Consider the following 24,239-nt stretch of genomic DNA (forward strand, 5'->3'; position numbering starts at 1 on the left):
GGAGCGTCATGGGAGAGGCCGTGATCGCGATCGTGGCGCTCATGTTCGTACTGTTCCTGGCCCTGGGCGCGTACGTGACGGTGAAGGTCGTCGGCGCCGCCAAGCGCGGAGTGGACCGCACGGTCGCGCAGGCCCGCCGGTCCGTGGAAGACACGACGCTCAAGGCGCGGACCTTCGTGCAGCCGGGCGCGGCCGGCGAGCTCGCGCAGCTGCGGCTCAAGCTGCGTACGTCGATGAGGTCGACGCAGGACGCTCTCCACGCGCGCGTGGCCGAGGACGCCTCGCTCAAGGAGTCGCTGGACCTCTTCGGCCGGCTCAGCGTGCACGGCCACGAGCTGGACGACGACCTCAAGCGTCTTGAGACCGAGCCGGACAAGGCGCATCTCGCCGAGCTTCTGCCCGATCTGCGCAAGCGGACGGAACAGATCACCGCGTCGTCCGACTCCCTGCGCCGGGCGGCCAGGGACCGCGCCCACCGGATCGCCGACGACGACCTGGAATCCCTCAGCGCCCAGATCGACATCGAGGCGGGAGCCCTGCGGCACTGGACGACCGAACCGTCGCCCGAGCCTGCGCAGACGCCGCCCCCGTGGCCCGAGGCCCCGGCCCCTGAGCGCGCTGCCGCGCATCAGACCTGGCCGGGGACTCAGCAGGACGGACAGGCCGAGGAGCCCGACCGGCCCGCGCTTTCCCCCACCGACCCGCGCCCCGCCTATCCTTGGCAGAAGAAAGCCCGCCCGGAGAGCACGACTTGACGCGCGCCCGGGCCACCGGGGCCGGGCTGCCGTCCACGGGCCCGGGCAGGTAATCTCCAGCTCATGTCCCGCCATGTCGCGATCGTCACGGATTCAACGGCCTACCTGCCGCAGCGGACGATGGAGCGCCACGGCATCATCGCGGTCCCCCTGACCGTGGTCCTTGGCGACCGGGCCCTCGAAGAGGGCGCCGAGATCTCCACCCGCTCACTCGCCGAAGCCCTGCAGAAACGCCGGCCGGTGACCACGTCCCGGCCGAGCCCCGAGATCTTCGCCGCCACCTATCGCAAGCTGGCCGAAGAGGGCGCGACCAGCGTCGTCTCGCTCCATCTCTCGTCCGAACTCTCCGGCACCTACGACGCCGCGGTACTCGCCGCGCGCGAGGCGCCGGTGCCGGTCAGAGTCGTGGACACCGGCATGGTCGCGATGGCCCTCGGATTCTGCGCGCTCACCGCCGCCGAGGTGGCCGACGGCGGCGGCACGGTCGACGAGGCCGTGACCGCGGCGGAGAAGCGGGCCGCCGCCACGTCCGCGTACTTCTACGTCGACACCCTGGACTACCTCCGCCGCGGTGGCCGTATCGGCGCCGCCCAGGCCCTCCTCGGCTCGGCGCTCGCCGTAAAACCGCTGTTGCAGCTCGAAGGCGGTCGTATCGAGCTGCTCGAGAAGGTGCGTACCTCGTCGAAGGCGATCGCCCGTCTCCAGGAGATCGTCGCCGAGCGCGCGGGCACGAGCGAGGTCGACATCGCGGTGCACCATCTCGCCGCGCCGGACAGGGCGGCGACGTTCGCGGACAAGCTGCGGGAGCGGGTGCCGGGGCTCTTGGACCTGCATGTCAGCGAGGTCGGCGCGGTGATCGGGGCGCACACGGGGCCGGGGTTGTTGGGGGCGGTTGTTTCGCCTCGGTGAGGTGCCTTGCGGTGCGGTGCCCTGAGCCTGGGGGTTCTTGTGGGTGATGGAGTTATCCACAACTAGCCGGTTGTCCCCGGGAATTGAGCAAGATCACCGCGGATTCGGCGGAGTGCCTAGCGTTCGTGGCATGGCACTTGGATCAGCACTTTCAGAGACAGCAGCACTTTCAGAGACAGCAGTACGTTCGGAGACGCTCGAGACGGCTGCCGGAGATGTGGCGCCGGGGGGAGTGTCGGGGACGTGGCAGCGGCGTAGGCGTGTGCGGCGGCGCTATCGGCAGGCGTCGGCCGAGGCGTTGAGGCTGCGGGCGGAGGCGTTATTCGCTCAGGGGCGGGGCGGGCCGCCGGGTTGGTCCGGCGCGCCGAGTCTTTCGCCCGGTCCACCGGGTGTGCCGAGTTCGCCGGATCCGCCTGAGTGGGCGCGGCAGCCTCTTCCACGGTGGGCCGGGACGGTGTCTTCACGTCCTCCTCGGTGGGCTCGGGCGGATGTCGATGCCGATTCCGACGACGGCGGGGTCCGGGTGGTGGGTGCGGCGCCGGGGGAGTTCACGGAGGAGCGGGACGAACCGGCGGGCGAGGCCGAGAGGGATACGCCCTCGTGGCGGGAGCGGGCTGGGCTTGCCGTGCGGGAGCGGCTGCCGCTGTGGATGCAGACGCGGTGCGGGCTCGAGCGGCGGAGCGTGATCGCTCTGGTCGTGGTCCTGGTCGCGGCGGCGGGCTTCGCCGTGCACCACTTCTGGACCGGACGGGCTCAGCCGGTGAGCGCGCCCGAGGTGGTGCGATCGGCGGCGCCCGAGGGGGCGGCGGGTCAGCTCGACGCCGGTCGGGCTCCGGACGCCGGGCCGTCGGCACCCGCCCCGGCTGGGGCGTCGGCTGCGGGCGGGACGGACGGGCCGGCCGGGGCGGCTGCGGCGGGGATCGTCGTGGACGTCAGCGGGAAGGTGCGGAGTCCGGGGATCCATCGGCTGCCGGCCGGATCCAGGGTCGCCGACGCGTTGCGCGCCGCCGGAGGGATCCGTCCGGGGGTGGACCCCACGGGAATCAACCGGGCGCGACTGCTGGCGGACGGCGAGCAGGTGGTCGTGGGCGCACCGGCGGCACCCGGAGGGACCGGCTCGGGCGGTTCTGCGGGTTCGGCGAGTTCCGCCGGGACGGGTGCCGGAACCGGGGCTGCGGCGGGGCCGATCGGCCTCAACACCGCCACCGCAGAGCAGCTCGACACGTTGCCGGGCGTCGGACCCGTGCTGGCCCAACACATCATCGACTACCGCACCGAGCACGGGGGTTTCCGTTCCGTCGATGAACTGCGCGAGGTCAACGGCATCGGCGACCGTCGCTTCTCCGACCTCCAGAACCTCGTACGGCCATGAACGGCACGGGAGTTGCACCGCCCTCGGACCCCACTTCGGGTGACGCCGCCCCCCGGCGGGAGGGCCCGGCGGATCTCCGTCTCGTCCCTCCGGCGCTCGCGGCATGGGCCACGGCAGCGGTGACGCTGGACGCTCCGGCGGCGTGGGTGACGGCCCTGGCGCTGACCTGCGCGGCGGTGGCGGGAGTGTTGTTACTGGGAGGGGCGACACGGGGGCGGCAGGGGAGGACCGAGTCACCGTCCCAGCCGCGATCCCCAGCACCACTACCGCCCGCGCCCCCGTCCCCGGAGTTACGGTCCCCGCGACCCCGCCCTCCCCGCAGAGTGTTCTCGCTCCGGCCTCGTATGTCCGTGGCCGCCGTGCTGCTCTGCGTCGCCGCGTCCGGGGCCTCGGCCGCGCTGCACGGTGCGGATCTGACGCGCGGTCCCGTTCCCGGGCTTGCCCGGCAATTCGCTCGGGTGACGGTCGAGTTGGAAGTGACAGCCGATCCGCGGCTGTCGCGCCCCCGTGTGGAGGGGGACCACGCGGCTCCCTCGTCCGTCGTCATCGCCGCCGATGTGCTGAGAGTCGGCGACGCGGGGCGGGGCGGGCCCTCGGGCGTCGGGACGCGGGTGCGTACGCCGGTTCTGGTCCTCGTCGACGTGGACCGCGCCGCCCCGGGGAGGACGCCGTGGCTGTCGCTCCTGCCCAGCACGCGGCTGGTCGTGCACGGAGGGCTGGCGCCCGCGTCGGCCGGCGGCGGCCGGGTCGCGGCCCTGCTCCGCGTCGGACGCGACGAGAGCCCTCGGATCGTCGGCGCACCCTCCCTGGCTCAGCGGTTCGCGGGGAAGCTGAGGGGCGGGCTGCGGGAAGCGACCGAGGGGCTGCCGGCGGATGCCCGCGCGTTGCTTCCCGGGCTCGTGGTCGGGGACACGTCTCGTGTCCCGCCCGAACTGCACGAGGCGTTCGAGGCCACTGACCTCTTGCACCTGACGGCGGTCAGCGGGGCGAACTTCACGATCCTGCTCGCGCTGCTGATCGGTCCGCCCGGCACCGCGCACCGGGCGGAGCGCCGTGGCCTCGCCCCGAGGCTCGGGATCCCGTTGCGGGCGACCGCTCTGCTCGGCGGCGCGCTCACGCTCGGCTTCGTGATCGTGTGCAGGCCGGAGCCGAGCGTGCTCAGGGCGGCGGCCTGCGGGCTCGTCGCACTGCTCGCCATCGGCACCGGGCGACGCAGGTCCCTGATCCCGGCACTGGCCACGGTCGTACTGCTGCTGGTGCTGTACGACCCCTGGCTGGCCCGGAGTTACGGGTTCCTGCTGTCCGTCCTGGCCACCGGCGCGCTGCTGACCCTCGCCCCGCGCTGGAGTGCGGCACTGCGACGGCGGAGATGTCCGCCGCGCCTGGCGGAGGCGCTCGCGGCGGCCGGGGCGGCGCAGGCCGTGTGTGCGCCGGTGGTCGTGGTCATCGCGTCCCGGGTGAGCCTGGTGGCGGTGCCGTGCAATCTGCTCGCGGAGTTCGCGGTCGCGCCGGCGACGGTGCTGGGGTTCGCCGCCCTGGCCGCCGCGCCGCTGGCGATACCGGTCGCCAAAGTCTTCGCCTGGTGCGCGAGCTGGCCCGCCGGATGGATCGCGGACATCGCACGCGCGGGGGCCGCACTGCCCGGCGGAGGCGTGGACTGGCCCGGGGGCCCGAGCGGCGGGCTGCTGCTCGCCGTGGTCACCCTGGGCGTGGTCCTCGTGGGCCGCCGGGTGCTCAAGTCCCCGTGGGTCATGGGGATATGTGTGCTGCTCCTGATCCTCGTGGTCATGCAGCCGAGGCCCCTGACCCGGGTGATCACGGGGTGGCCCCCGCCGGGATGGCGGATGGTGATGTGCGATGTGGGGCAGGGGGACGCGCTGGTGCTCGCGGCGGGCGCGGGGGCCGGGGTGGTGGTCGACGCGGGGCCGGATCCGGTGCTGGTCGACCGTTGTCTGCGCTCGCTCGGGATCACCCGGGTCCCGCTCGTCCTGCTGACCCACTTTCACGCGGACCATGTCGCGGGTCTGCCCGGGGTGCTGCGGGGGCGCCAGGTGGGGGCGATCGAGACGACAGGGTTCGACGAGCCGCCGGAACAGGCGCGTTTCGTCCGGGGGTTGGCGGACGCTCGGCACATCACGATGACCCGGGCCGCCGCGGGGGAGCAGCGGCGGACGGGCCGGCTCGCATGGCAGGTGCTGTGGCCGCCGCCGCGACCCGCTCCCGACCCGGACGGCCCGAACGACGCGAGCGTCACCCTGCTGGTCCGCACTGTGGGCCTCACCCTGCTGCTCCTGGGTGACCTCGAACCACCGGCGCAGCGCGCCCTGTTGAGATCCCCCGCGGCGGCGGCCCTGCCACCCGTGGACGTTCTCAAGGTCGCCCACCACGGATCGGCCTACCAGGATCCGGTACTCCTGCGGCGGGTCGCGCCCCGTCTTGCCCTGATTTCGTGCGGCGAGGACAACCCGTACGGGCATCCGTCGGCGCACACGGTCGCGGAGTTGCGGGCCGGTGGAGCGGCGGTCCTCCGGACGGACCGGGACGGGGCGTTGGCGGTCACCGGATCGGGGCAGGACAGATCCGGTTCGGTCCGTTCCGGGGAGGCGTCGGGGGAGGGGGCGGGGCTCGGTGTGGTGACGGGTGGTTCGTGACAGGTGCCGCGCCCCTGCGGCTCCCGTAGCGTTACCGGCCGGTAGAAATGCCTCTGAGCTGGCGAAACGGTAAGCGGAATGACTAATTCAGGCATCTCTGTGCAGGCGGTGACAGGCAGTGACAGTCTCTGGCATTCCCGCGATGTGAGCCTGTGTTGCCCCGAATGCCGCAACGATGGTCGAATGCATCTTCGTTGATGATGGTGTCAAGCTGCACTGGGGTGTCTCGCACATGGTCGGCCGCTGGCTGGGAAACCGTACGAACCGGGCTCAACGAACAAGTCCCCTCGCGGGGGTGAGCGTGCCGCCCGGTGCGGGATTCGTCAGCTGCCGGGTGCTCGACCCCGTCAACGAGCCGGTGCGGGGCGCCGAGTTCGCGGTGAGCGACGCCATGGGGCGCACGGTCGTGCGTGGTGGGGCCGACCCGTTCGGCTCGTTCGTCGCGGCCGTGCCCGCCGGTGACTACCGGCTCGCGGTCACGGCGGAGGGCTACACGCCGTACCGGGGGAACGCTTCGGTCGGCGAGAGCGCGTACTCCTCACTCGGCGACGTCATGCTTCAGGTCGCCCAGCCGCCGGCCCTGCCCGACGCCGGGGACTGGGAGATCGAGGCGATGCACTCGTCGGTCGGGTTCACTGCGCGGCACATCGGACTGGCTCGGATCCACGGCCGGTTCAACACGTTCGCGGGCGCGCTGCGCATCGCCGAGCGGGTCGAGCGGTCCGCCATGCACGTGGTCATCGATGCGTCGTCCATCGACACGAACGTGAAGATGCGCGACGACCATCTCAGGTCGGCGGACTTTCTCGACGTGGACCAGTTCCCGACGCTCGAGTTCTACAGCGAACGGTTCCTGCACAAGGGCGGCAGCCGCTGGGCGATCACCGGCGCGCTCTCGCTGCACGGTGTGACCCGCACGGTCACGCTCGACGCGGAGTATCTGGGCCTGGGCAACGGCATGGAGGGGGAGACCCGCGCCGCCTGCCGCGCCACCACGGAGCTGCATCGCGACGACTTCACGGTCAACTGGCAGACGATGTTGGCCCGCGGGATCGCGGCGGTCGGTTCCAGCGTGAAGATCGAGCTCGACATCCAGATCGTCCCGAAGGGCTGACGCCCCGCAGCGTCCTCAACGGTCAGCCCTCGAAGGCCAGCCCTCAACTGCCGCCTCGATGCCGCCGACCCGATGCCGCTGCCCGGAGCCGCCGACCCGATGCCGCCGGGCTAAGGCGCCTCGAGCCAGCCCTCGTGCTCCGCGGCGAATTCGTCGAGTGAGGCGGGGTCGAGGCGGCCGGTGGGGTCCTCGATCACCACGAGCCACTGGGCGTCCTCGGCGTCGTCCTCACCGGCCAGTGCGTCGCGTACGAGCTGGGGCTCCTCGGTGACGCCGAACCGGTCGGGAAGCTCCTCGGCCACCTCCTGAGCGGCGTCGCGGTCGGGCAGCACCAGTACATGTCGAGCGTCGGTCACCCGGCCATTCTCCGGCACGGCGGGCGTTGTCAGTGCCGCGTGGGATGCTTGACCGCGATGGCCAGGAAGACTGCAACAGACGACGTGCTCGCCCCTGTCACCCTCGCCGTGGGGCAGGAGGACCTGCTGCTCGACCGCGCCGTGCAGCAGGTGGTGGCTGCCGCTCGCGCCGCCGACGCGGACACGGATGTGCGTGACCTCACGTCCGACCAGCTTCAGCCCGGCACGCTCGCCGAGCTGACCAGCCCGTCGCTCTTCGCCGAGCGCAAGGTCGTGGTCGTACGCAATGCGCAGGACCTCTCGGCCGACACGATCAAGGACGTGAAGGGCTACTTCGCGGCGCCCGCCGAGGAGATCACGCTGGTGCTGCTGCACGCCGGCGGCGCCAAGGGCAAGGGGCTGCTCGACGCGGCCCGCAAGGCGGGGGCCCGCGAGGTCGCCTGCCCCAAGATGACCAAGCCCGCGGACCGGCTGGCGTTCGTGCGCAGCGAGTTCCGGGCGACCGGCCGTTCCGCGACGCCGGAGGCGTGCCAGGCCCTGGTCGACTCGATCGGCAGTGACCTGCGGGAGCTGGCGTCCGCCGTCACGCAGCTCGGCGCGGACGTCGAGGGCACCATCGACGAGGCGGTCGTCGCCCGGTACTACACGGGCCGGGCGGAGGCCTCCAGCTTCACGGTCGCCGACCGGGCCGTCGAGGGCCGCGCCGCGGAGGCGCTGGAGGCGCTGCGGTGGTCGTTGTCGACCGGGGTGGCGCCCGTGCTGATCACCAGCGCGCTCGCCCAGGGGGTCCGCGCCATCGGCAAGCTCTCGTCGGCACGCGGCGGCCGGCCCGCTGATCTCGCCCGCGAGCTGGGGATGCCGCCGTGGAAGATCGACCGGGTGCGCCAGCAGATGCGCGGCTGGACGCCGGACGGCGTGGCCGTCGCGCTGCGGGCCGTCGCCGAGGCCGACGCGGGCGTCAAGGGCGGTGGGGACGATCCCGAGTACGCCCTCGAGAAGGCCGTGGTCACCATCGCAAGGGCCGCCCGCTCCCGCCGCGGCTGAGCCACACAGCCCCACCCCACACCCGCAAGCCCCCCACCCCACACCCGCAAGCCGTCCGGCCCACGCAAGCCGTCCGGCCCACGCAAGCCATCCGGCCCACGCAAGCCATCCGGCCCACGCAAGCCGTCCGGCCCACGCAAGCCGTCCGGCCCACGCAAGCCGTCCGGCCCACGCAAGCCATCCGGCCCACGCAAGCCATCCGGCGCACGCATGCCCCGGCCCACGCATGCCCCGGCCCACACGGGACCCCCGCCCACATACGCAGGCCCCCGCCCCTGCCACGCGCAGCCCCCACACACGCCAAAACCCCGCCCAGCCGTCCTGGGGAAGGACAGCCGTGCGGGGTCTCAGGTTCAAGCTCGATGGATCCGCACCCGCGTGGCGAACGCAGTCGCGTGCAGATCCGGGGTGCCGTCCGGGAGCGGAGAGAGAGGGCCCGCTCGGGTCCGTCCGGCGATCACATCAAAGGAGTGCCCGTCCCGTGAGGGAGTGGGTACTCAGCCCTTGAGGGAAGAAGCCTTGGAAGCAAGCGCCGACTTCTTGTTGGCGGCCTGGTTCTTGTGGATGACGCCCTTGGAGACGGCCTTGTCGAGCTTGCGCGAAGCCTCGCGCGTCAGCTCCTCGGCCTTCTGGGTGTCACCCGCGGCAACGGCCTCGCGGGCCTTGCGGATCGCGGTCTTGAGGGAGGACTTGACAGCCTTGTTGCGCTGACGAGCCTTCTCGTTGGTCTTGATCCGCTTGATCTGGGACTTGATGTTCGCCACGAAATGAGCCTTTTCAGGTTCAGGCACGCGAGCTCACGCCCACGTGCCGGTGATTTCTCTTGAGGTGCCTCGTGCTGAGAGGGCATGAGACACAGCTGTCAACGTTACCAGCCGTGCTCCGAGCGGCCCAAACCGGGCGCAGCCCCGCGTCCGTGGGACCATGGAACCTACGTATAGATCCGACCCGAGGCGACAGGCGCCTCAAGAGACAGGACCCTGCGTGCCCGCGACCCCTAACAATGTGCCCGCGCCGAGCCGTACCGCCCCGGCTCTGATCCGCAATTTCTGCATCATCGCGCACATCGACCACGGCAAGTCCACGCTCGCCGACCGGATGCTCCAGCTGACCGGTGTGGTCGAGCAGCGGCAGATGCGTGCTCAGTACCTCGACCGGATGGACATCGAGCGCGAGCGCGGCATCACGATCAAGTCCCAGGCGGTGCGCCTGCCCTGGGCCCCGAGCGAGGACCCGGGCAAAACCCACATCCTCAACATGATCGACACCCCGGGGCACGTGGACTTCACGTACGAGGTCTCGCGGTCCCTCGCGGCCTGTGAGGGCACGGTCCTGCTCGTCGACGCGGCCCAGGGCATCGAGGCGCAGACTCTCGCCAACCTCTATCTGGCGATGGAGAACGACCTCAAGATCATCCCGGTTCTCAACAAGATCGACCTGCCGGCCGCCCAGCCCGAGAAGTTCTCCGAGGAGCTCGCGAACCTCATCGGCTGCGAGCCGGAGGACGTGCTGAAGGTCTCCGCGAAGACCGGCATGGGCGTCGAGGCGCTGCTCGACAAGGTCGTCGCCGAGATCCCGGCCCCGGTCGGCGTCGCCGACGCGCCCGCCCGCGCGATGATCTTCGACTCCGTGTACGACTCCTACCGCGGCGTCGTGACGTATGTACGAGTCGTCGACGGCCAGCTCAACAAGCGTGAGCGGATCCGGATGATGTCCACCGGCGCCACCCACGAGCTCCTGGAGATCGGGGTCTCCTCGCCGGAGATGACCCCGGCCGACGGCATCGGCGTCGGTGAGGTGGGCTACATCATCACCGGCGTGAAGGACGTCCGTCAGTCCAAGGTCGGTGACACGATCACCTCCCTGCACAACGGCGCCACCGTGGCGCTCGGCGGCTACAAGGACCCGAAGCCGATGGTCTTCTCGGGCCTCTATCCGCTGGACGGCTCGGAGTACCCGGACCTGCGCGAGGCCCTCGACAAGCTGCAGCTCAACGACGCCGCGCTCGTCTACGAGCCGGAGACCTCGGCCGCCCTCGGCTTCGGCTTCCGCGTCGGCTTCCTCGGCCTGCTCCACCTCGACGTGATCCGTGAGCGCCTGGAGCGCGAGTTCGGGCTCGACCTCATCGCCACCGCGCCCAACGTGGTCTACCGCGTGGCCATGGAGGACGGCACCGAGCACACGGTCACCAACCCGAGCGAGTTCCCCGAAGGCAAGATCGACAAGGTCTACGAGCCCGTCGTACGGGCCACGATCCTCGCCCCCAGCGAGTTCATCGGCTCGATCATGGAGCTCTGCCAGACCCGCCGCGGCACGCTGCTCGGCATGGACTACCTCTCCGAGGACCGCGTCGAGATCCGCTACACGCTGCCGCTCGCGGAGATCGTCTTCGACTTCTTCGACCAGCTGAAGTCCAAGACGCGCGGCTACGCGTCCCTGGACTACGAGCCCACCGGCGAGCAGGACTCCAGCCTGGTCAAGGTCGACATCCTGCTGCACGGCGACAAGGTCGACGCGTTCTCCGCGGTCACGCACAAGGACGCGGCGTACGCGTACGGCGTGCGGCTGGTCGCCAAGCTGCGCGAGCTCATCCCGCGGCAGGCCTTCGAGGTGCCGATCCAGGCCGCCATCGGCTCCCGGGTCATCGCCCGAGAGACGATCCGCGCCATCCGCAAGGACGTCCTCGCCAAGTGCTACGGCGGTGACATCTCCCGTAAGCGCAAGCTGCTCGAGAAGCAGAAGGAGGGCAAGAAGCGCATGAAGATGGTCGGCTCCGTCGAGGTGCCGCAGGAAGCCTTCATCGCCGTGCTCTCCAGCGACGACAGCGGTACGAAGAAGAAGTAGGCCGGTCGTCACAGCAGTCCGGGGGCCCGTCGCGCGTCAGTGCGGCGGGCCTCTTGATTTCCCGGCATTGTTGTGCGGGCCTTTTGTGGGGGCCGTGTGTACAGCGGCTGTCGACAAGAAGTGACAGGCTGCGGCCCCTTACGCACCGGGCGACTGCGCTCTACTCTGATCACTGCTCGGTAGTTACTCGCCAGTTAAACAACAGCCGCCAACAGCCAGCCGCGCCCAGTCTCGCCGCGCTGCCGCGGGCCCCCGGAGGACGTCGTGAGCGACACACAGACCCTGATCGAGAACCGTCCGCCGTCCGTGGCGGCCCTCTTCCTGGAGCGCGTGGCGGCCACGCCGGATACCGAGGCCTACCGCTATCCGGTGCCATCGGCCTCCGGTGAGGGCCCCGAGGAGTGGAAGTCGCTGAGCTGGGCGCAGGCCGCGACGCGGGTCTACGCCATCGCGGCCGGCCTCATCGAGCTCGGCGTCCAGCCGGAGGAGCGGGTCGCGCTCGCCTCCTCCACGCGGGTCGAGTGGATCCTGGCCGACCTCGGCATCCTGTGCGCGGGCGCCGCCACGACCACCGTGTACCCGCAGACCAACGCCGAGGAGTCGGGGTTCATCCTCGCGGACTCGGACAGCAAGGTCCTGATCGCCGAGGACGCGGCGCAGCTGGCCAAGGCCCGCGAGCGCCGGGCCGACCTGCCCGACCTCGCCCATGTCGTCGTCATCGACGAGGCCGGGGTCGAGCCGGACGCCGCGGACCCCGAAGGCTGGGTGCTCACGCTCGCCGACCTGGAGAAGCGCGGCGCCGCCCACCTGGAGAAGAACCCGGACCTGATCAAGGAAAAGGTCGGCGCGATCACCGCGGACCAGCTCGCGACCCTGATCTACACCTCCGGTACCACCGGCCGGCCCAAGGGCGTGCGCCTCCCGCAGGACAACTGGTCGTACATGGCGAAGGCCATCGCCTCGACCGGCCTGGTCGGCCCGGACGACGTGCAGTACCTGTGGCTGCCCCTCGCGCACGTTTTCGGCAAGGTCCTCACCTCCGGGCAGATCGAGGTCGGGCACGTCACCGCCGTCGACGGCCGCGTGGACAAGATCATCGCGAACCTGCCCGTCGTGCAGCCGACGTACATGGCCGCGGTGCCGCGCATCTTCGAGAAGGTCTACAACGGGGTCGCGGCCAAGGCGCGGGCCGGCGGCGGCGCCAAGTACAAGATCTTCCAGTGGGCCGCCGAGGTCGCGCGCGAGTACGCGAAGGCCAGCCAGGACAACTTCCGCAGGACCGGTTCGGCCTCGGTGCCGTTCGCGCTCGGCGCCAAGCACAAGGTCGCCGACGCGCTCGTCTACTCGAAGCTGCGTGAGGCGTTCGGCGGCCGGCTGCGTGCCTGTGTCTCCGGCTCCGCCGCGCTCGCCCCCGAGATCGGCTACTTCTTCGCCGGCGCGGGCGTGCACATCCTGGAGGGCTACGGCCTCACGGAGACGTCCGCTGCGTCCTTCGTCAACCCCGGCGAGGCGTACCGCACCGGCACGGTCGGCAAGCCGCTGCCCGGCACGGAGGTGCGGATCGCGGACGACGGCGAGATCCTGCTGCGCGGCCCCGGCGTCATGCAGGGCTACCACGGGCTGCCCGAGAAGACGACCGAGGTGCTGGAGTCCGACGGCTGGTTCCACACCGGCGACATCGGTGAGCTGTCGCCCGACGGCTACCTCAAGATCACCGACCGCAAGAAGGACTTGATCAAGACGTCGGGCGGCAAGTACATCGCGCCCGCCGAGGTCGAGGGTCAGTTCAAGGCCGTCTGCCCGTACGTCTCGAACATCCTGGTGCACGGCGCCGACCGGAACTTCTGCACGGCGCTCATCGCTCTCGACGAGCCGTCCATCCTGGAGTGGGCCAAGGACAACGGCCTGGAGGGCAAGTCGTACGCCGATGTGGTCGCGGCCCCTGCCACGGTCGAACTGGTCGAGGGCTACGTCAAGGAGCTCAACCTGGGCCTCCAGAAGTGGCAGACCATCAAGAAGTTCAAGCTCCTGCCGCGCGACCTCGACATCGAGCACGGCGAGCTGACCCCGAGCCTGAAGCTGAAGCGGCCGGTCGTCGAGCGTGAGTACGGGCACCTGATCGACGAGATGTACGCGGGTTCACGCGAGAAGTGACGTCCCGCGTCGTCGCTTGAGGGATGCGTCGCGGCCTGCCCCTACGGTGTGCGGCCGCGGCGCATCTCCCGTAACAGCTACCCCATCCGTGTCACCTGGCGGCGCTGTTCGGCGGCGTCCGGCAGTGCGCCGGCGGTCAGTTCGCGTTAGACGGCGGACAGGCGGGCCGTCAACTCGGCGAACTGGAGCTGTTCGCGGGCGAGCATCCGCTCCAGCTGCTGATTCTCGCGGTGCAGGTCCACGAGGACGGTGACCTTCGCGCGGAGCACCCACGGGGCGAAGGGCTTGGTGAGGTAGTCCGTGGCCCCGTCGCGCAGCCGCGGAACGCGTAGCCCGCGTCCGTGTCCGTGCCCGTCAGGAAGATGATGGGCACGTCCTTCGTCTGGTCGAGCCGCTTGATGTTCGCCGCGGTCTCGAAGCCGTCCATGCCCGGCATCCGGATGTCGAGGAGGACGACGGCGAACCGCCTGCGCAGCGGCGCCTTCATTGCCTCCTCGCCCGAACGCGCCCGAACGCGCCCGAACGCGCCCGAACGCGCCCGAACGCGCCCGAACGCGCCCGAACGCGCCCGAACGCGCCCGCACGAGCGGCTCGTTGAGCGACGCCAGTACGGCCTCCAGCGCGACGAGGTTGTCCTCCATGACGTCGACCAGGAGGATGCTCGCGCGGTCGTCCGTACCGGCGTCGGTACCTATCGGGACAGTCATCGTGACAGTGCCTCATTCGATCGTCGGCGGGACCACCGGCTCTCCTTCCGCGTCCGGAAGTCCCAGGTCAGCGGCGTCGGCGGAGTCCCGGCCCCGTCGCTCCCACTGCCTTCGGGGTTCAGCAGGGCGAGTACGACCGAGAGCAGCTGATCCACGTCCACCGGCTATTGACCGCCTCGGTCACGTCTCGCCGGCTCCCGGACAGGCCCTGGGCCTTGGCGCGCCCGCCGAGCCGGCCCTCGGTGCCGACCTCGCGCGCCACCCGCGTCACCTCGCCCGTGAACAGGGAGAGTTGGTCGACCATTTTGTTCACGGCGCGGCCCAGGAGGCGTAAGTCCACCCGGAGCTGGAGGTTCCCGTCGTGCAGGTCGACCCGCTGCGTGAGGTCGCCGCCGGCCACCGCGTCACATCGCGCCGAGTTCGGCCGCCAGGCCCTCCCCGGTCTCCGGGGCCTTGGTGAAGTCGCCGTCCCGCGCCGACGTCATCGCGGCGGAAGCGCACGCAGTTCGGTGGCCTCGATCCGGCCCGGATCCTGAACACGTGTAGCACTGTTCTCACTCATGGTGGCCCACTTCGATAACTCGGTGCTTATGGGCGGGGCCGGTCTGTCACTCTGTCCGTGTCGCCTGAGGCGTCTTTGCCCGTACTGCTCAGGAGCCGCACCGTGGGGTCCATTCCGCTGCAACGGGAGACCACGTACGCCACCGACGAGCCCTCCCGTCCCCCGGGAGCACCGGCCGTCGTGCGGACCTCGCTGCCCGGAAACCCGCTGGCCCCGGCTGCCGCGCGCCGCTTCGTACGGGGTGCTCTCGCCGACTGGGCCGAGCTCGGCCTGACCGCCACGTCGGGCGGCGGCGACCGGCTCACCGACGACGCCGTGGTCGTACTCAGCGAACTCGTCACGAACGCCGTGGTCCACGCCGGCACCAATGTCGAGCTGCTGTGCCGCCTCGAAACCGGGCACCCCGACGACCCGGACGGCGCGTGCGCGCCCGCCGCCCTCGTCATCGAGGTCTCCGACCATCACCCCGCCCGCGCCGTCCGCAGCGACCGCATCGACATGGGCCCCGACACCCCCGAGTGCGGGCGCGGGCTGCGCCTCGTGGCCTCTCTCTCCGACGCCTGGGGCATCACGTACCAGTCCGGCACCAAGACCGTCTGGGCCCGTCTCCCCGTCGACGAAGCCGACCGGCGCGGCGACGACCCCGAGGCGTACCTCGGCGCAAGAACCTTTCAGCGCGGGCTGCGCGCCGCGGAAATACTGGCTCCCACGCCGCGCCGCTTCCCCCACGACCAGGACTGGGTCAACCGCGGCGCGCTCTCCTTCCTCGCCGAGGCCTCCGACCTGCTCGCCGGACAGCTCGACGAGGACCAGGTCGCCTCACTCGCCGGACAGATGCTGGTGCCGCGCATGGCCGACTGGTGCGCCGTCTGGCTCGACGACGAGGACGGCAGGCCCGACCGGGGCGCCGCCGACCGCGCGGGCCGCGGCACCGGCGCCCTCGCCACGCCCCGCCTCGCCCGCGTCTGGCACACCAGCGAGAACCGCATGGAGGAGCTCCGCAAGATCTTGGAGAAGGACCCGCCGCAGCCCACCGACGCGGCGCGCAGCGCGGCCGTCCCCGTGCCGTGGCCCTTCGAGAGCCTCGGCGGCGACCCGGCGGGCGCCGCGCTCGCCTACCGCCTCAGCGCGGGCGGTCGCGCGGTGGGCACCCTCCTCATCGGACGGGCCGGCCTGACGCGCTTCCCCGACGAGGTCACCGGCCTCGTCGAGGACTTCGCCCGCCGTGTCGCCCTCGCCGTCAGCGCGGCCCGCCGCTACACCCGGCAGGCCACCATCAGCCGCATCCTCCAGCGCGGACTGCTGCCCTCCGCCGTCGCGCAGATCCCCGGCATCGAGTCCGCGCTCGTGTACGAGCCGCGCGACGCGGGCGGCCCCGGCGGCGACTTCTACGACGTGTTCCCCGCCGGCGACGGCCGCTGGTGCTTCGCGCTCGGCGACGTCCAGGGAAAAGGCCCCGAGGCAGCCGTCGTCATCGGCCTCGCCCGGCCCTGGCTGCGGCTGCTCGCCCGCGAGGGGTACCAGGTCGCCGAGGTCCTCGACCGGCTCAACCGGCTCCTCCTCGACGACGCCACGGAGGCGGCCGACGCGGCGGCCCGCGCGCTCGCCGCCGCGGGCGGCCAGGGCCTCGCACCCGAGGGCGCGCCCCGCTTCCTCTCCCTGCTCTACGGGGAGCTGGTGCCCACCGAGGACGGGATGCGCTGCACCCTGGCCTCCGCCGGACACCCGCTGCCGCTCCTGCTGCGGCCCGACGGCCTGGTCGAGTGCGCCGCCGAGCCCCAGGTGCTCCTCGGCGTCGTCGACGATCCCGGCTATACCAGCGAGAGCCTCGTCCTCCACGACGGCGACACCCTCCTGTGCGTCACGGACGGGGTGACGGAGCGCCGGGACGGGCACCGCCAGTTCGACGACGGCGACGGCCTCTCCCACGCCCTCGCCGGCTGCACGGGCCTCACCGCACCTCTGCTCGCCGAACGGATCAGACGCCTGGTCCACGAATTCTCCGAAAGCCCACCGGACGACGACCTGGCACTGCTGGTACTGCAGGCCCGGTAGGTCCTCACGGCCGCGGCTGTGAGGACTACCTCGCGGCTGCGGGACAATAGGTCCATGCCTTCCGCACTTCCCGACGGTGAGCCCGTCCCCGATGACGGCGCGTTGCCCGCCTCCGCCCTGGCCGGGGCGGCGGAGCGGCCCCTCGGGTTCTATCTGCATGTCCCGTACTGCGCCACGCGCTGCGGCTACTGCGACTTCAACACGTACACCGCGACCGAGCTGCGCGGCTCCGGTGGTGTGCTCGCCTCGCGTGACAACTACGCGGACACCCTCGTCGACGAGGTCCGGCTCGCCCGCAAGGTTCTCGGCGACGACCCGCGCCAGGTGCGGACCGTGTTCGTCGGCGGCGGGACCCCGACGCTCCTCGCGGCCGACGACCTCGTGCGCATGCTCGGGGCGATCCGTGACGAGTTCGGGCTCGCGCCCGACGCCGAGGTGACGACGGAGGCCAATCCCGAGTCCGTCGGCCCCGCCTACCTGGAGACCCTCCGCGAGGGCGGCTTCAACCGGATCTCCTTCGGCATGCAGAGCGCCAAGCAGCACGTCCTGAAGATCCTCGACCGCACGCACACCCCCGGCCGCCCCGAGGCCTGCGTCGCCGAGGCGCGCGCCGCGGGCTTCGACCACGTCAACCTCGACCTGATCTACGGCACCCCCGGCGAGAGCGACGACGACTGGCGGGCCTCGCTGGAGGCGGCCATCGGCGCCGGGCCCGACCATGTGTCGGCGTACGCGCTGATCGTCGAGGAGGGCACCCAGCTCGCCCGGCGCATCCGTCGCGGTGAGGTCCCGATGACGGACGACGACGTCCACGCGGACCGCTACCTGATCGCGGACGAGGTCCTCGGCGGGGCGGGCTTCGACTGGTACGAGGTGTCGAACTGGGCCACCACCGACGCCGGGCGCTGCCTGCACAACGAGCTGTACTGGCGCGGCGCCGACTGGTGGGGCGCGGGCCCCGGCGCGCACAGCCACGTCGGCGGGGTGCGCTGGTGGAACGTGAAGCACCCGGGCGCCTACGCCGGACGCCTCGCCGAGGGACGTTCGCCCGGCGCCGGTCGCGAGCTCCTCTCGGACGAGGACCGGCGCGTCGAGCGCATTCTGCTGGAACTGCGCCTCCTGGAGGGCTGCCCGCTGTCGCTCCTGAAGCCCGCGGGCCGCGCCGCCGCCGGCCAGGCCCTGTCCGACGGCCTGCTCGAAGCGGCCCCGTACGAGTCCGGGCGCGCCGTCCTCACCCTGCGCGGCCGCCTCCTCGCCGACGCGGTCGTCCGCGACCTCGTCGACTGAGGCGGCTCGCGGGCGCTCCCTAGGCCAGGTCCGCGGGCAGCGTCACGAAGTCGATCAACTCCTCGACCCTGCCCAGGAGTTCGGGCTCCAGGTCGCGGTAGCTGTGCACCCGCGACAGGATGTGCTGCCAGGCCGCGCCGGTGTTCTCCGGCCAGCCGAGCGCCCGGCACACACCCGTCTTCCAGTCCTGGCCGCGCGGCACCCGGGGCCACGCCCGGATGCCCACGGCCGACGGCTTCACGGCCTCCCACACGTCGATGTAGGGGTGGCCAACGACCAGAGCGTGCTCGCCGGTGACCTGCGCCGCGATCCGTGACTCCTTCGAGCCGGGCACCAGATGGTCGACGAGGACGCCGAGCCGCGCGTCCGGCCCCGGAGCGAATTCGGCGACGATCGCGGGCAGGTCGTCGACGCCCTCCAGGTACTCCACGACCACGCCCTCGATGCGCAGGTCGTCGCCCCAGACCCGCTCCACCAGCTCCGCGTCGTGCCGGCCCTCCACATAGATGCGCCCGGCCCGCGCGACCCGCGCCCGCGCCCCGGGGACCGCGACCGACCCGGAGGCCGTGCGCGTGGGACGTACGGGCGCCGCGGCCACGGGACGTACGAGGGTGACGACCCGGCCTTCGAGCAGGAAGCCGCGCGGGTCCATGGGGAACACCCGATGCTTGCCGAAGCGGTCCTCCAGGGTCACCGTCGGGCCCTGGGCCGTCTTCTCGCAGCGGACGACCGCCCCGCAGAATCCGGTCGTGACCTCCTCGACCACGAGATCCACGTCCGCCGCCACCTCGGGCGCGGCCTGCTGCTTCTTCCAGGGCGGGGTGAAGTCGGGGGAGTACAGACGGCTCTGCGGGCCCGAAGGGCCCTCGTTGGAGGGGCGGTGGCGGGAGGCGGGTGGGAGCATTCTGCAGACGATAGGAGTACGAACTGCCGTGCGGTTACGACACGCCGAAACGCGCCGCCAGCGCGGCACGCTGCGCACGGACAAACGCCGCATTCACCGCGGCTCCATGCCCGGGGACGTACACGGCGTCTTCTCCGCCCAGTTCCAGCAGCCGGTCGAGAGCGGCCGGCCAACGGGACGGCACCGCGTCACGGCCCGCCTGCGGCTCGCCCGACTCCTCGACCAGGTCGCCGCAGAAGACGACCTCGGGCGTGCCCGGCACCAGGACCGCCAGGTCGTGCCCGCTGTGCGCCGGGCCCACGTTCGCGAGCAGCACCTGGAGCCCGCCGCCCAGATCGAGCGTCCACTCCCCGCACACCCGGTGCTGCGGCACGACGAGCACGTCCACCGCATCGGCCGCCTCGTCGTGCGGCACGCCGTGCGCGACCGCGGAGGCCCGCAGTTCGTCGCGGCCCCGCGTGAACACCGTGTCGATGCCCGCGGCGCCGTACACCTCGACGCCGGCGAACGCCGCCGTGCCCAGGACATGGTCGAAATGGGGGTGCGTCAGCGCGATATGCGTCACGCGCGCGTGCGGGCCGATGAGGCGCCGGGTGTCCGCCCGCAGCGCCGCACCCTCACGAAGTGATGAACCCGTGTCGATCAGCAACGCCGCCCCGTCGCCCACCACAAGGCCCGTCGTGCAGTCCCAGCCCGGCAGCCGGATCCGCCCCGCCCGAGCGGACAGCTCCTCCCAGCCCACCTCATTCCAGTCCAGGTCGTCCATGGGTCCGACGCTAGCGCCCTTGCCGGGCCCGTACCCACCGGCCGTACACTGACCCGGAGACCATTGGCACTCGGCCGCACCGAGTGCCAGCCGCGGACGACACAGCTGGAGGTGCGCGCGAATGCTCAGTGAACGCAGGCTCGAAGTGCTGCGCGCCATCGTCCAGGACTACGTGGGGACCGAGGAGCCGGTCGGCTCCAAGGCGCTCACCGAGCGGCACAGCCTCGGTGTCTCACCGGCGACGGTGCGCAACGACATGGCGGCGCTCGAGGAGGAGGGCTTCATCGCCCAGCCCCACACGAGCGCCGGGCGGATCCCCACCGACAAGGGGTACCGCCTGTTCGTGGACAAGCTGACGGCGGTCAAGCCGATGACGGGGCCCGAGCGCCGCGCCATCCAGAACTTCCTCGACGGCGCCGTCGACCTCGACGACGTCGTCGGCCGGACCGTGCGGCTGCTCGCGCAGCTGACGCGGCAGGTCGCCGTGGTGCAGTACCCGTCCCTGACGCGGTCCACCGTGCGCCATGTGGAGCTGCTCTCGCTCGCCGCCGCCCGTCTGATGCTCGTACTGATCACGGACACGGGCCGCGTCGAGCAGCGGATGATCGACTGCCCGGCGCCGTTCGGCGAGACCTCTCTCGCCGATCTGCGGGCCCGGCTCAACAGCCGGGTCGCGGGACGCCGCTTCGCGGACGTCCCGCAGCTGGTGCAGGACCTGCCGGAGTCCTTCGACGCGGAGGACCGCGGCACGGTCGCGACGGTGCTCTCCACTCTCCTGGAGACACTCGTCGAGGAGACCGAGGAGCGGCTGATGATCGGCGGCACCGCCAATCTCACCCGCTTCGGACATGACTTTCCCCTCACCATCCGGCCTGTCCTCGAGGCCCTCGAGGAGCAGGTCGTGCTCCTCAAGCTCCTTGGTGAGGTAAACGATTCGGGCATGGCTGTACGGATCGGTCACGAGAACGCCCATGAGGGACTCAGCTCCACCTCCGTGGTCTCGGTCGGCTACGGTTCGGGCAGCGAGGCAGTCGCCAAACTCGGCGTGGTCGGACCGACCCGCATGGATTACCCGGGAACGATGGGAGCAGTACGCGCAGTGGCACGTTACGTCGGACAGATCCTGGCGGAGTCGTAAGTGGCCACGGACTACTACGCCGTACTCGGCGTGCGCCGCGACGCCTCCCAGGACGAGATCAAGAAGGCCTTCCGCAGGCTGGCCCGTGAGCTTCACCCGGATGTGAATCCGGACCCGAAGACACAGGAGCGGTTCAAGGAGATCAACGCCGCCTACGAGGTGTTGTCGGACCCGCAGAAGAAGCAGGTCTACGACCTCGGCGGCGACCCCCTCTCGCAGGCGGGCGGAGGCGGGGCCGGTGGCTTCGGCGCCGGCGGCTTCGGGAACTTCTCCGACATCATGGACGCGTTCTTCGGAACGGCGTCCCAGCGTGGTCCCCGGTCGCGCACGCGCCGCGGCCAGGACGCCATGATCCGGCTCGAGATCGAGCTGGACGAGGCCGCCTTCGGGACCACCAAGGACATTCAGGTCGACACGGCCATCGTCTGTACGACCTGCAGCGGCGAGGGTGCCGCGCCGGGTACGTCCGCGCAGACCTGTGACATGTGCCGCGGTCGCGGCGAGGTGTCCCAGGTCACGCGGTCCTTCCTCGGTCAGGTCATGACGTCGCGGCCGTGCCCGCAGTGCCAGGGCTTCGGCACCGTCGTGCCGACGCCGTGCCCGGAGTGCGCCGGTGACGGCCGCATCCGCTCGCGGCGCACGCTCACGGTGAAGATCCCGGCCGGCGTCGACAACGGCACGCGGATCCAGCTCGCGGGCGAGGGCGAGGTCGGCCCCGGCGGTGGCCCCGCCGGTGACCTGTACGTCGAGATCCACGAGCTGCCGCACCCCGTCTTCCAGCGGCGCGGCGACGATCTGCACTGCACCGTCACCATCCCGATGACGGCCGCGGCGCTCGGCACCAAGGTGCCGCTGGAGACGCTCGACGGCCTGGAGGAGATCGACATCCGGCCGGGCACGCAGTCCGGCCAGTCGGTCCCGCTGCACGGGCGCGGCATCACGCACCTGCGCGGCGGCGGCCGCGGTGACCTCATCGTGCACGTCGAGGTCCTGACGCCGACCAAGCTGGATCCGGAGCAGGAGCGGGTACTGCGTGAGCTGTCGAAGCTGCGCGGCGAGGAGCGGCCCACGGGCCAGTTCCAGCCGGGGCAGCAGGGGCTGTTCTCGCGGCTGAAGGACGCGTTCAACGGGCGCTGATGGTGTGCGGCCGGGGGTCCGGGGGTTGCCCCCGGGCAGGCACAGTCAGCCGGGGCAGCAGGGGCTGTTCTCGTGGTTGAAGGACGCGTTCAACGGGCGCTGACCGAGCCCGGCGTACGCAAGAAGCAGGGACCACGTCCCCCGCATCACGCGTGGCACATGCCACGCGGAAGGGCCGATTCGGTCCGATGCGGGGGACGTGGCACGATGCGGTCATGTCCCCCACGCTGACCGATCTCTGTCACTATCCGATCGTGCAGGCACCCATGGCGGGCGGTGCGTCCTGTCCGCAGCTCGCCGCCGCCGTGTCGGAGGCCGGCGGGCTCGGATTCCTCGCCGCCGGGTACAAGACCGCCGACGGGATGTACCAGGAGATCAAGCAGGTACGGGGGCTGACCAACCAGCCGTTCGGCGTCAATCTCTTCATGCCGCAGTCCGAGTACGCGGACCCCGCGGCCGTCGCCGTCTACGCCAGCCAGCTCGCCGGTGAGGCCGCCTGGTACGACACGCAGCTCGGGGACCCGGACAGCGGCCTCGACGACGGCTTCGACGCGAAGCTCGCCATCCTCCTCGACGACCCGGTACCGGTCGTCACCTTCACCTTCGGCTGCCCGAGCCGCGACGTCCTCGACTCCCTCGCCCGCGTCGGCACCCTCACCGCCGTCACCGTGACCACCGCGGAGGAGGCGCAGGCCGCCCAGCGGGCCGGCGCCGACGCGGTGTGTGTCCAGGGCATCGAGGCGGGCGGCCACCAGGGCACCCACCGGGACAACCCGGAGGCCGACGGATCCGGCATCGGACTCATCGCGCTGATCGCCCAGGTCCGCGAGGCCGTACAGATCCCGATCATCGCCACCGGCGGACTCATGCGCGGCGGACAGCTCGCCGCGGTGCTCGCCGCGGGCGCCGACGCCGGACAGTTCGGCACGGCCTTCCTGGTCTGCCCCGAGTCCGGCGCCAACGTCCTGCACAAGCAGGCCATGACAAATCCGCTGTTCGTGCGGACCGAGCTGACCCGGGCCTTCTCGGGCCGCCCCGCGCGCGGCCTCGTGAACCGGTTCATGCGCGAGCACGGCCCGTACGCGCCCGCCGCCTACCCCCAGATCCACCACATGACGTCGACGCTGCGCAAGGCCGCCGCCAAGGCGGGGGACCCGCAGGGGATGGCGCTGTGGGCCGGGCAGGGCCACCGGCTCGCCCGTGAGCTGCCCGCCGGCCGGCTCGTCGAGGTGCTCGCGGCGGAACTGGCGGAGGCGAAGGGCGTGTTGGGCGCGCGGGGTGCCGCATGACGGCGCCGGTGTTCGTCGTCGACGAGGTGCCGTCCGCCGGAACGTTCGTGCTCGACGGGGCCGAGGGACGGCACGCGGTGTCCGTGAAGCGGCTGCGCGCCGGTGAGGACGTCGTCCTGACCGACGGTCGCGGGCGCTGGAGCGAGGCGGTCGTGGAGGCCGCCGAGGGCAAGGACCGGCTCGTCGTCACGGCGGGCCCCGCCCAGGAGGAGCCCGCGCAGGCACCCAGGATCACCGTCGTCCAGGCCCTGCCCAAGGGCGACCGGGGCGAGCTCGCCGTCGAGACCATGACGGAGACCGGCGTCGACGCGATCGTGCCGTGGCAGGCCGCCCGCTGCATCACGCAGTGGAAGGGCGACCGTGGCGCCAAGGCGCTCGGCAAGTGGCGGGCCACCGCGCGCGAGGCGGGCAAGCAGTCCCGCCGGGTGCGCTTCCCGGACGTCGCGGACGCCGCGTCGACCAAGCAGGTCGCGGCACTGCTCGCCGGGGCGGACTTCGCGGCCGTACTGCACGAGGACCGCGACTGCGACAGCGGCGCCCTCGCCACGGTGGAGCTGCCCACGGCCGGGGACATCGTCCTCGTGGTCGGCCCGGAGGGCGGCGTCTCGCCCGACGAGCTCGCCGCGTTCGCCGAGGCGGGCGCGCGCCCGTACCGGCTCGGGCGTAGCGTTTTGCGTACGTCGACCGCGGGGACCGCCGCGACGGCGCTGCTCCTCGGCCGCACCGGCCGCTGGTCCTGATCAACCCCCGAGGGGAACGCGTGGAACTCGCCCAGGTCAGACTCCTCGTCACCGACTTCCGTGCCTGTTACCACTTCTACGCGGACGTGCTCGGCCTCAAGCCGCAGTCGGGCGCGGAGGACGGCCCGTACGAGAAGTTCAGCCCCGCGACGGGTTCCGCCGGCATCGGGCTCGAGGACCGGGCGCTGATGGCGCAGGTCATCGGCGATCTGAGTGACGCCCCGGACGGGCACCGATCCCTCGTCGTGCTGCGGGTCGACGACCTGGACGAGTACTGCGAGCAGATCGTCGCGCGCGGCGCCGAGATCCTCCACGGGCCCGCGCCGATGACCGACCGGATGCGGGTCGCCCACCTCAAGGACCCCGAGGACAACATCGTGGAGCTCCAGGAGTGGCTGCTGATGCGCGGCTGACCCCCTCGCCGGCGGTGGCGTCGCGCAGCGGTCCGGGGCAAG

General features: G+C 71.7%; 19 protein-coding genes and 2 pseudogenes. 15 read left to right on the top strand and 6 right to left on the bottom strand.

Annotated elements, in window-relative coordinates:
- Nucleotides 1–8 precede the first annotated feature (8 nt).
- The 5 genes from OG698_RS30340 (at nucleotide 9) to OG698_RS30360 (ending at nucleotide 6,801) form a co-directional block, all read left to right on the top strand.
- Nucleotides 9–755: a hypothetical protein gene (locus OG698_RS30340; protein WP_406106784.1), complete on the top strand. Its 747-nt coding sequence runs from the start codon at nucleotides 9–11 to the stop codon at nucleotides 753–755.
- A 63-nt stretch (nucleotides 756–818) separates the two neighbouring features.
- On the top strand, nucleotides 819–1,664 hold the full coding sequence (locus OG698_RS30345) for a DegV family protein (RefSeq protein WP_326775791.1): 846 nt from the start codon (nucleotides 819–821) through the stop codon (nucleotides 1,662–1,664).
- 526 nt (nucleotides 1,665–2,190) lie between these two features.
- Nucleotides 2,191–3,036, top strand: a complete 846-nt coding sequence (locus OG698_RS30350) for a helix-hairpin-helix domain-containing protein (protein WP_406106787.1) — start codon at nucleotides 2,191–2,193, stop codon at nucleotides 3,034–3,036.
- Nucleotides 3,033–5,687 carry a ComEC/Rec2 family competence protein gene (locus tag OG698_RS30355; RefSeq protein WP_406106789.1) on the top strand — a complete coding sequence of 885 codons (2,655 nt, stop codon included), beginning with the start codon at nucleotides 3,033–3,035 and terminating at the stop codon, nucleotides 5,685–5,687. The genes OG698_RS30350 and OG698_RS30355 overlap by 4 nt, the downstream gene beginning before the upstream one ends.
- A gap of 232 nt (nucleotides 5,688–5,919) precedes the next feature.
- Entirely contained in the window at nucleotides 5,920–6,801 is an 882-nt protein-coding gene (locus OG698_RS30360) for a YceI family protein (protein ID WP_406111371.1), read from the top strand.
- 110 nt (nucleotides 6,802–6,911) lie between these two features.
- Here OG698_RS30360 and OG698_RS30365 read toward each other — a convergent pair whose 3' ends face one another.
- Nucleotides 6,912–7,157 carry a hypothetical protein gene (locus OG698_RS30365; protein WP_399978164.1) on the bottom strand — a complete coding sequence of 82 codons (246 nt, stop codon included), beginning with the start codon at nucleotides 7,155–7,157 and terminating at the stop codon, nucleotides 6,912–6,914.
- Nucleotides 7,158–7,214: 57 nt separating this feature from the next.
- Between OG698_RS30365 and holA the strand changes: the two genes are divergently transcribed.
- A complete protein-coding gene (gene holA, locus OG698_RS30370) occupies nucleotides 7,215–8,201 on the top strand; it encodes a DNA polymerase III subunit delta (RefSeq protein ID WP_406106791.1) in 987 nt (328 codons plus the stop codon).
- Nucleotides 8,202–8,698: 497 nt separating this feature from the next.
- Here holA and rpsT read toward each other — a convergent pair whose 3' ends face one another.
- Nucleotides 8,699–8,965 carry a 30S ribosomal protein S20 gene (gene rpsT / locus OG698_RS30375; protein WP_100594244.1) on the bottom strand — a complete coding sequence of 89 codons (267 nt, stop codon included), beginning with the start codon at nucleotides 8,963–8,965 and terminating at the stop codon, nucleotides 8,699–8,701.
- A gap of 220 nt (nucleotides 8,966–9,185) precedes the next feature.
- Here rpsT and lepA point away from each other — a divergent pair, with 220 nt between their 5' ends.
- Nucleotides 9,186–11,045: a translation elongation factor 4 gene (gene lepA / locus OG698_RS30380; RefSeq protein WP_399978168.1), complete on the top strand. Its 1,860-nt coding sequence runs from the start codon at nucleotides 9,186–9,188 to the stop codon at nucleotides 11,043–11,045.
- A 264-nt stretch (nucleotides 11,046–11,309) separates the two neighbouring features.
- Nucleotides 11,310–13,199, top strand: coding sequence for an AMP-dependent synthetase/ligase (locus tag OG698_RS30385; RefSeq protein WP_399978171.1), 1,890 nt, complete (start codon nucleotides 11,310–11,312; stop codon nucleotides 13,197–13,199).
- Between the two features lie 149 nt (nucleotides 13,200–13,348).
- On the opposite strand, the pseudogene OG698_RS30390 reads toward OG698_RS30385, so the two are convergent.
- Both OG698_RS30390 and OG698_RS30395 read right to left on the bottom strand, forming a co-directional pair.
- Nucleotides 13,349–13,894 (bottom strand): annotated as a pseudogene (locus OG698_RS30390) (two-component system response regulator); the annotation flags it as partial.
- A 175-nt stretch (nucleotides 13,895–14,069) separates the two neighbouring features.
- Nucleotides 14,070–14,468 (bottom strand): annotated as a pseudogene (locus OG698_RS30395) (HAMP domain-containing protein); the annotation flags it as partial.
- 102 nt (nucleotides 14,469–14,570) lie between these two features.
- On the opposite strand from OG698_RS30395, the gene OG698_RS30400 reads away from it, so the two are divergent.
- Nucleotides 14,571–16,523, top strand: coding sequence for a SpoIIE family protein phosphatase (locus OG698_RS30400; RefSeq protein ID WP_406106794.1), 1,953 nt, complete (start codon nucleotides 14,571–14,573; stop codon nucleotides 16,521–16,523).
- Between the two features lie 54 nt (nucleotides 16,524–16,577).
- A complete protein-coding gene (gene hemW, locus OG698_RS30405) occupies nucleotides 16,578–17,810 on the top strand; it encodes a radical SAM family heme chaperone HemW (protein ID WP_406106796.1) in 1,233 nt (410 codons plus the stop codon).
- Nucleotides 17,811–17,829: 19 nt separating this feature from the next.
- Here hemW and OG698_RS30410 read toward each other — a convergent pair whose 3' ends face one another.
- Together OG698_RS30410 and OG698_RS30415 are read right to left on the bottom strand one after the other, a co-directional pair.
- On the bottom strand, nucleotides 17,830–18,714 hold the full coding sequence (locus tag OG698_RS30410) for a DUF3097 domain-containing protein (protein ID WP_406106798.1): 885 nt from the start codon (nucleotides 18,712–18,714) through the stop codon (nucleotides 17,830–17,832).
- 34 nt (nucleotides 18,715–18,748) lie between these two features.
- Nucleotides 18,749–19,480 carry an MBL fold metallo-hydrolase gene (locus tag OG698_RS30415; protein WP_399978182.1) on the bottom strand — a complete coding sequence of 244 codons (732 nt, stop codon included), beginning with the start codon at nucleotides 19,478–19,480 and terminating at the stop codon, nucleotides 18,749–18,751.
- Nucleotides 19,481–19,601: 121 nt separating this feature from the next.
- Between OG698_RS30415 and hrcA the strand changes: the two genes are divergently transcribed.
- The 5 genes from hrcA (at nucleotide 19,602) to OG698_RS30440 (ending at nucleotide 24,197) form a co-directional block, all read left to right on the top strand.
- Nucleotides 19,602–20,618, top strand: coding sequence for a heat-inducible transcriptional repressor HrcA (hrcA, locus tag OG698_RS30420; RefSeq protein ID WP_266564353.1), 1,017 nt, complete (start codon nucleotides 19,602–19,604; stop codon nucleotides 20,616–20,618).
- Nucleotides 20,619–21,755 (top strand): molecular chaperone DnaJ, encoded by a 1,137-nt coding sequence (gene dnaJ, locus OG698_RS30425; RefSeq protein WP_266670426.1) that lies wholly within the window; start codon nucleotides 20,619–20,621, stop codon nucleotides 21,753–21,755. It abuts the gene before it with no gap.
- Nucleotides 21,756–21,970: 215 nt separating this feature from the next.
- Entirely contained in the window at nucleotides 21,971–23,044 is a 1,074-nt protein-coding gene (locus OG698_RS30430; RefSeq protein WP_406106801.1) for a nitronate monooxygenase, read from the top strand.
- Entirely contained in the window at nucleotides 23,041–23,784 is a 744-nt protein-coding gene (locus tag OG698_RS30435) for a 16S rRNA (uracil(1498)-N(3))-methyltransferase (protein ID WP_406106803.1), read from the top strand. The genes OG698_RS30430 and OG698_RS30435 overlap by 4 nt, the downstream gene beginning before the upstream one ends.
- A gap of 20 nt (nucleotides 23,785–23,804) precedes the next feature.
- Complete coding sequence (locus OG698_RS30440) at nucleotides 23,805–24,197, top strand: VOC family protein (RefSeq protein WP_406106805.1); 393 nt, start codon at nucleotides 23,805–23,807, stop codon at nucleotides 24,195–24,197.
- Nucleotides 24,198–24,239 lie beyond the last annotated feature (42 nt).

Origin of the sequence: Streptomyces sp. NBC_01003 (assembly GCF_045162695.1) — a bacterium.
Taxonomy (GTDB): Bacteria; Actinomycetota; Actinomycetes; order Streptomycetales; family Streptomycetaceae; genus Streptomyces.

Bases quoted from the DNA above. Each gene is read 5' to 3' on its own strand.
- hemW (WP_406106796.1), top strand. From the start codon at position 16,578: ATGCCTTCCGCACTTCCCGACGGTGAGCCCGTCCCCGATGACGGCGCG.
- OG698_RS30435 (WP_406106803.1), top strand. From the start codon at position 23,041: ATGACGGCGCCGGTGTTCGTCGTCGACGAGGTGCCGTCCGCCGGAACG.
- OG698_RS30355 (WP_406106789.1), top strand. From the start codon at position 3,033: ATGAACGGCACGGGAGTTGCACCGCCCTCGGACCCCACTTCGGGTGAC.
- OG698_RS30360 (WP_406111371.1), top strand. From the start codon at position 5,920: ATGGTCGGCCGCTGGCTGGGAAACCGTACGAACCGGGCTCAACGAACA.
- OG698_RS30410 (WP_406106798.1), bottom strand. From the start codon at position 18,714: ATGCTCCCACCCGCCTCCCGCCACCGCCCCTCCAACGAGGGCCCTTCG.
- OG698_RS30340 (WP_406106784.1), top strand. From the start codon at position 9: ATGGGAGAGGCCGTGATCGCGATCGTGGCGCTCATGTTCGTACTGTTC.
- OG698_RS30415 (WP_399978182.1), bottom strand. From the start codon at position 19,480: ATGGACGACCTGGACTGGAATGAGGTGGGCTGGGAGGAGCTGTCCGCT.
- hrcA (WP_266564353.1), top strand. From the start codon at position 19,602: ATGCTCAGTGAACGCAGGCTCGAAGTGCTGCGCGCCATCGTCCAGGAC.
- OG698_RS30345 (WP_326775791.1), top strand. From the start codon at position 819: ATGTCCCGCCATGTCGCGATCGTCACGGATTCAACGGCCTACCTGCCG.
- holA (WP_406106791.1), top strand. From the start codon at position 7,215: ATGGCCAGGAAGACTGCAACAGACGACGTGCTCGCCCCTGTCACCCTC.
- OG698_RS30430 (WP_406106801.1), top strand. From the start codon at position 21,971: ATGTCCCCCACGCTGACCGATCTCTGTCACTATCCGATCGTGCAGGCA.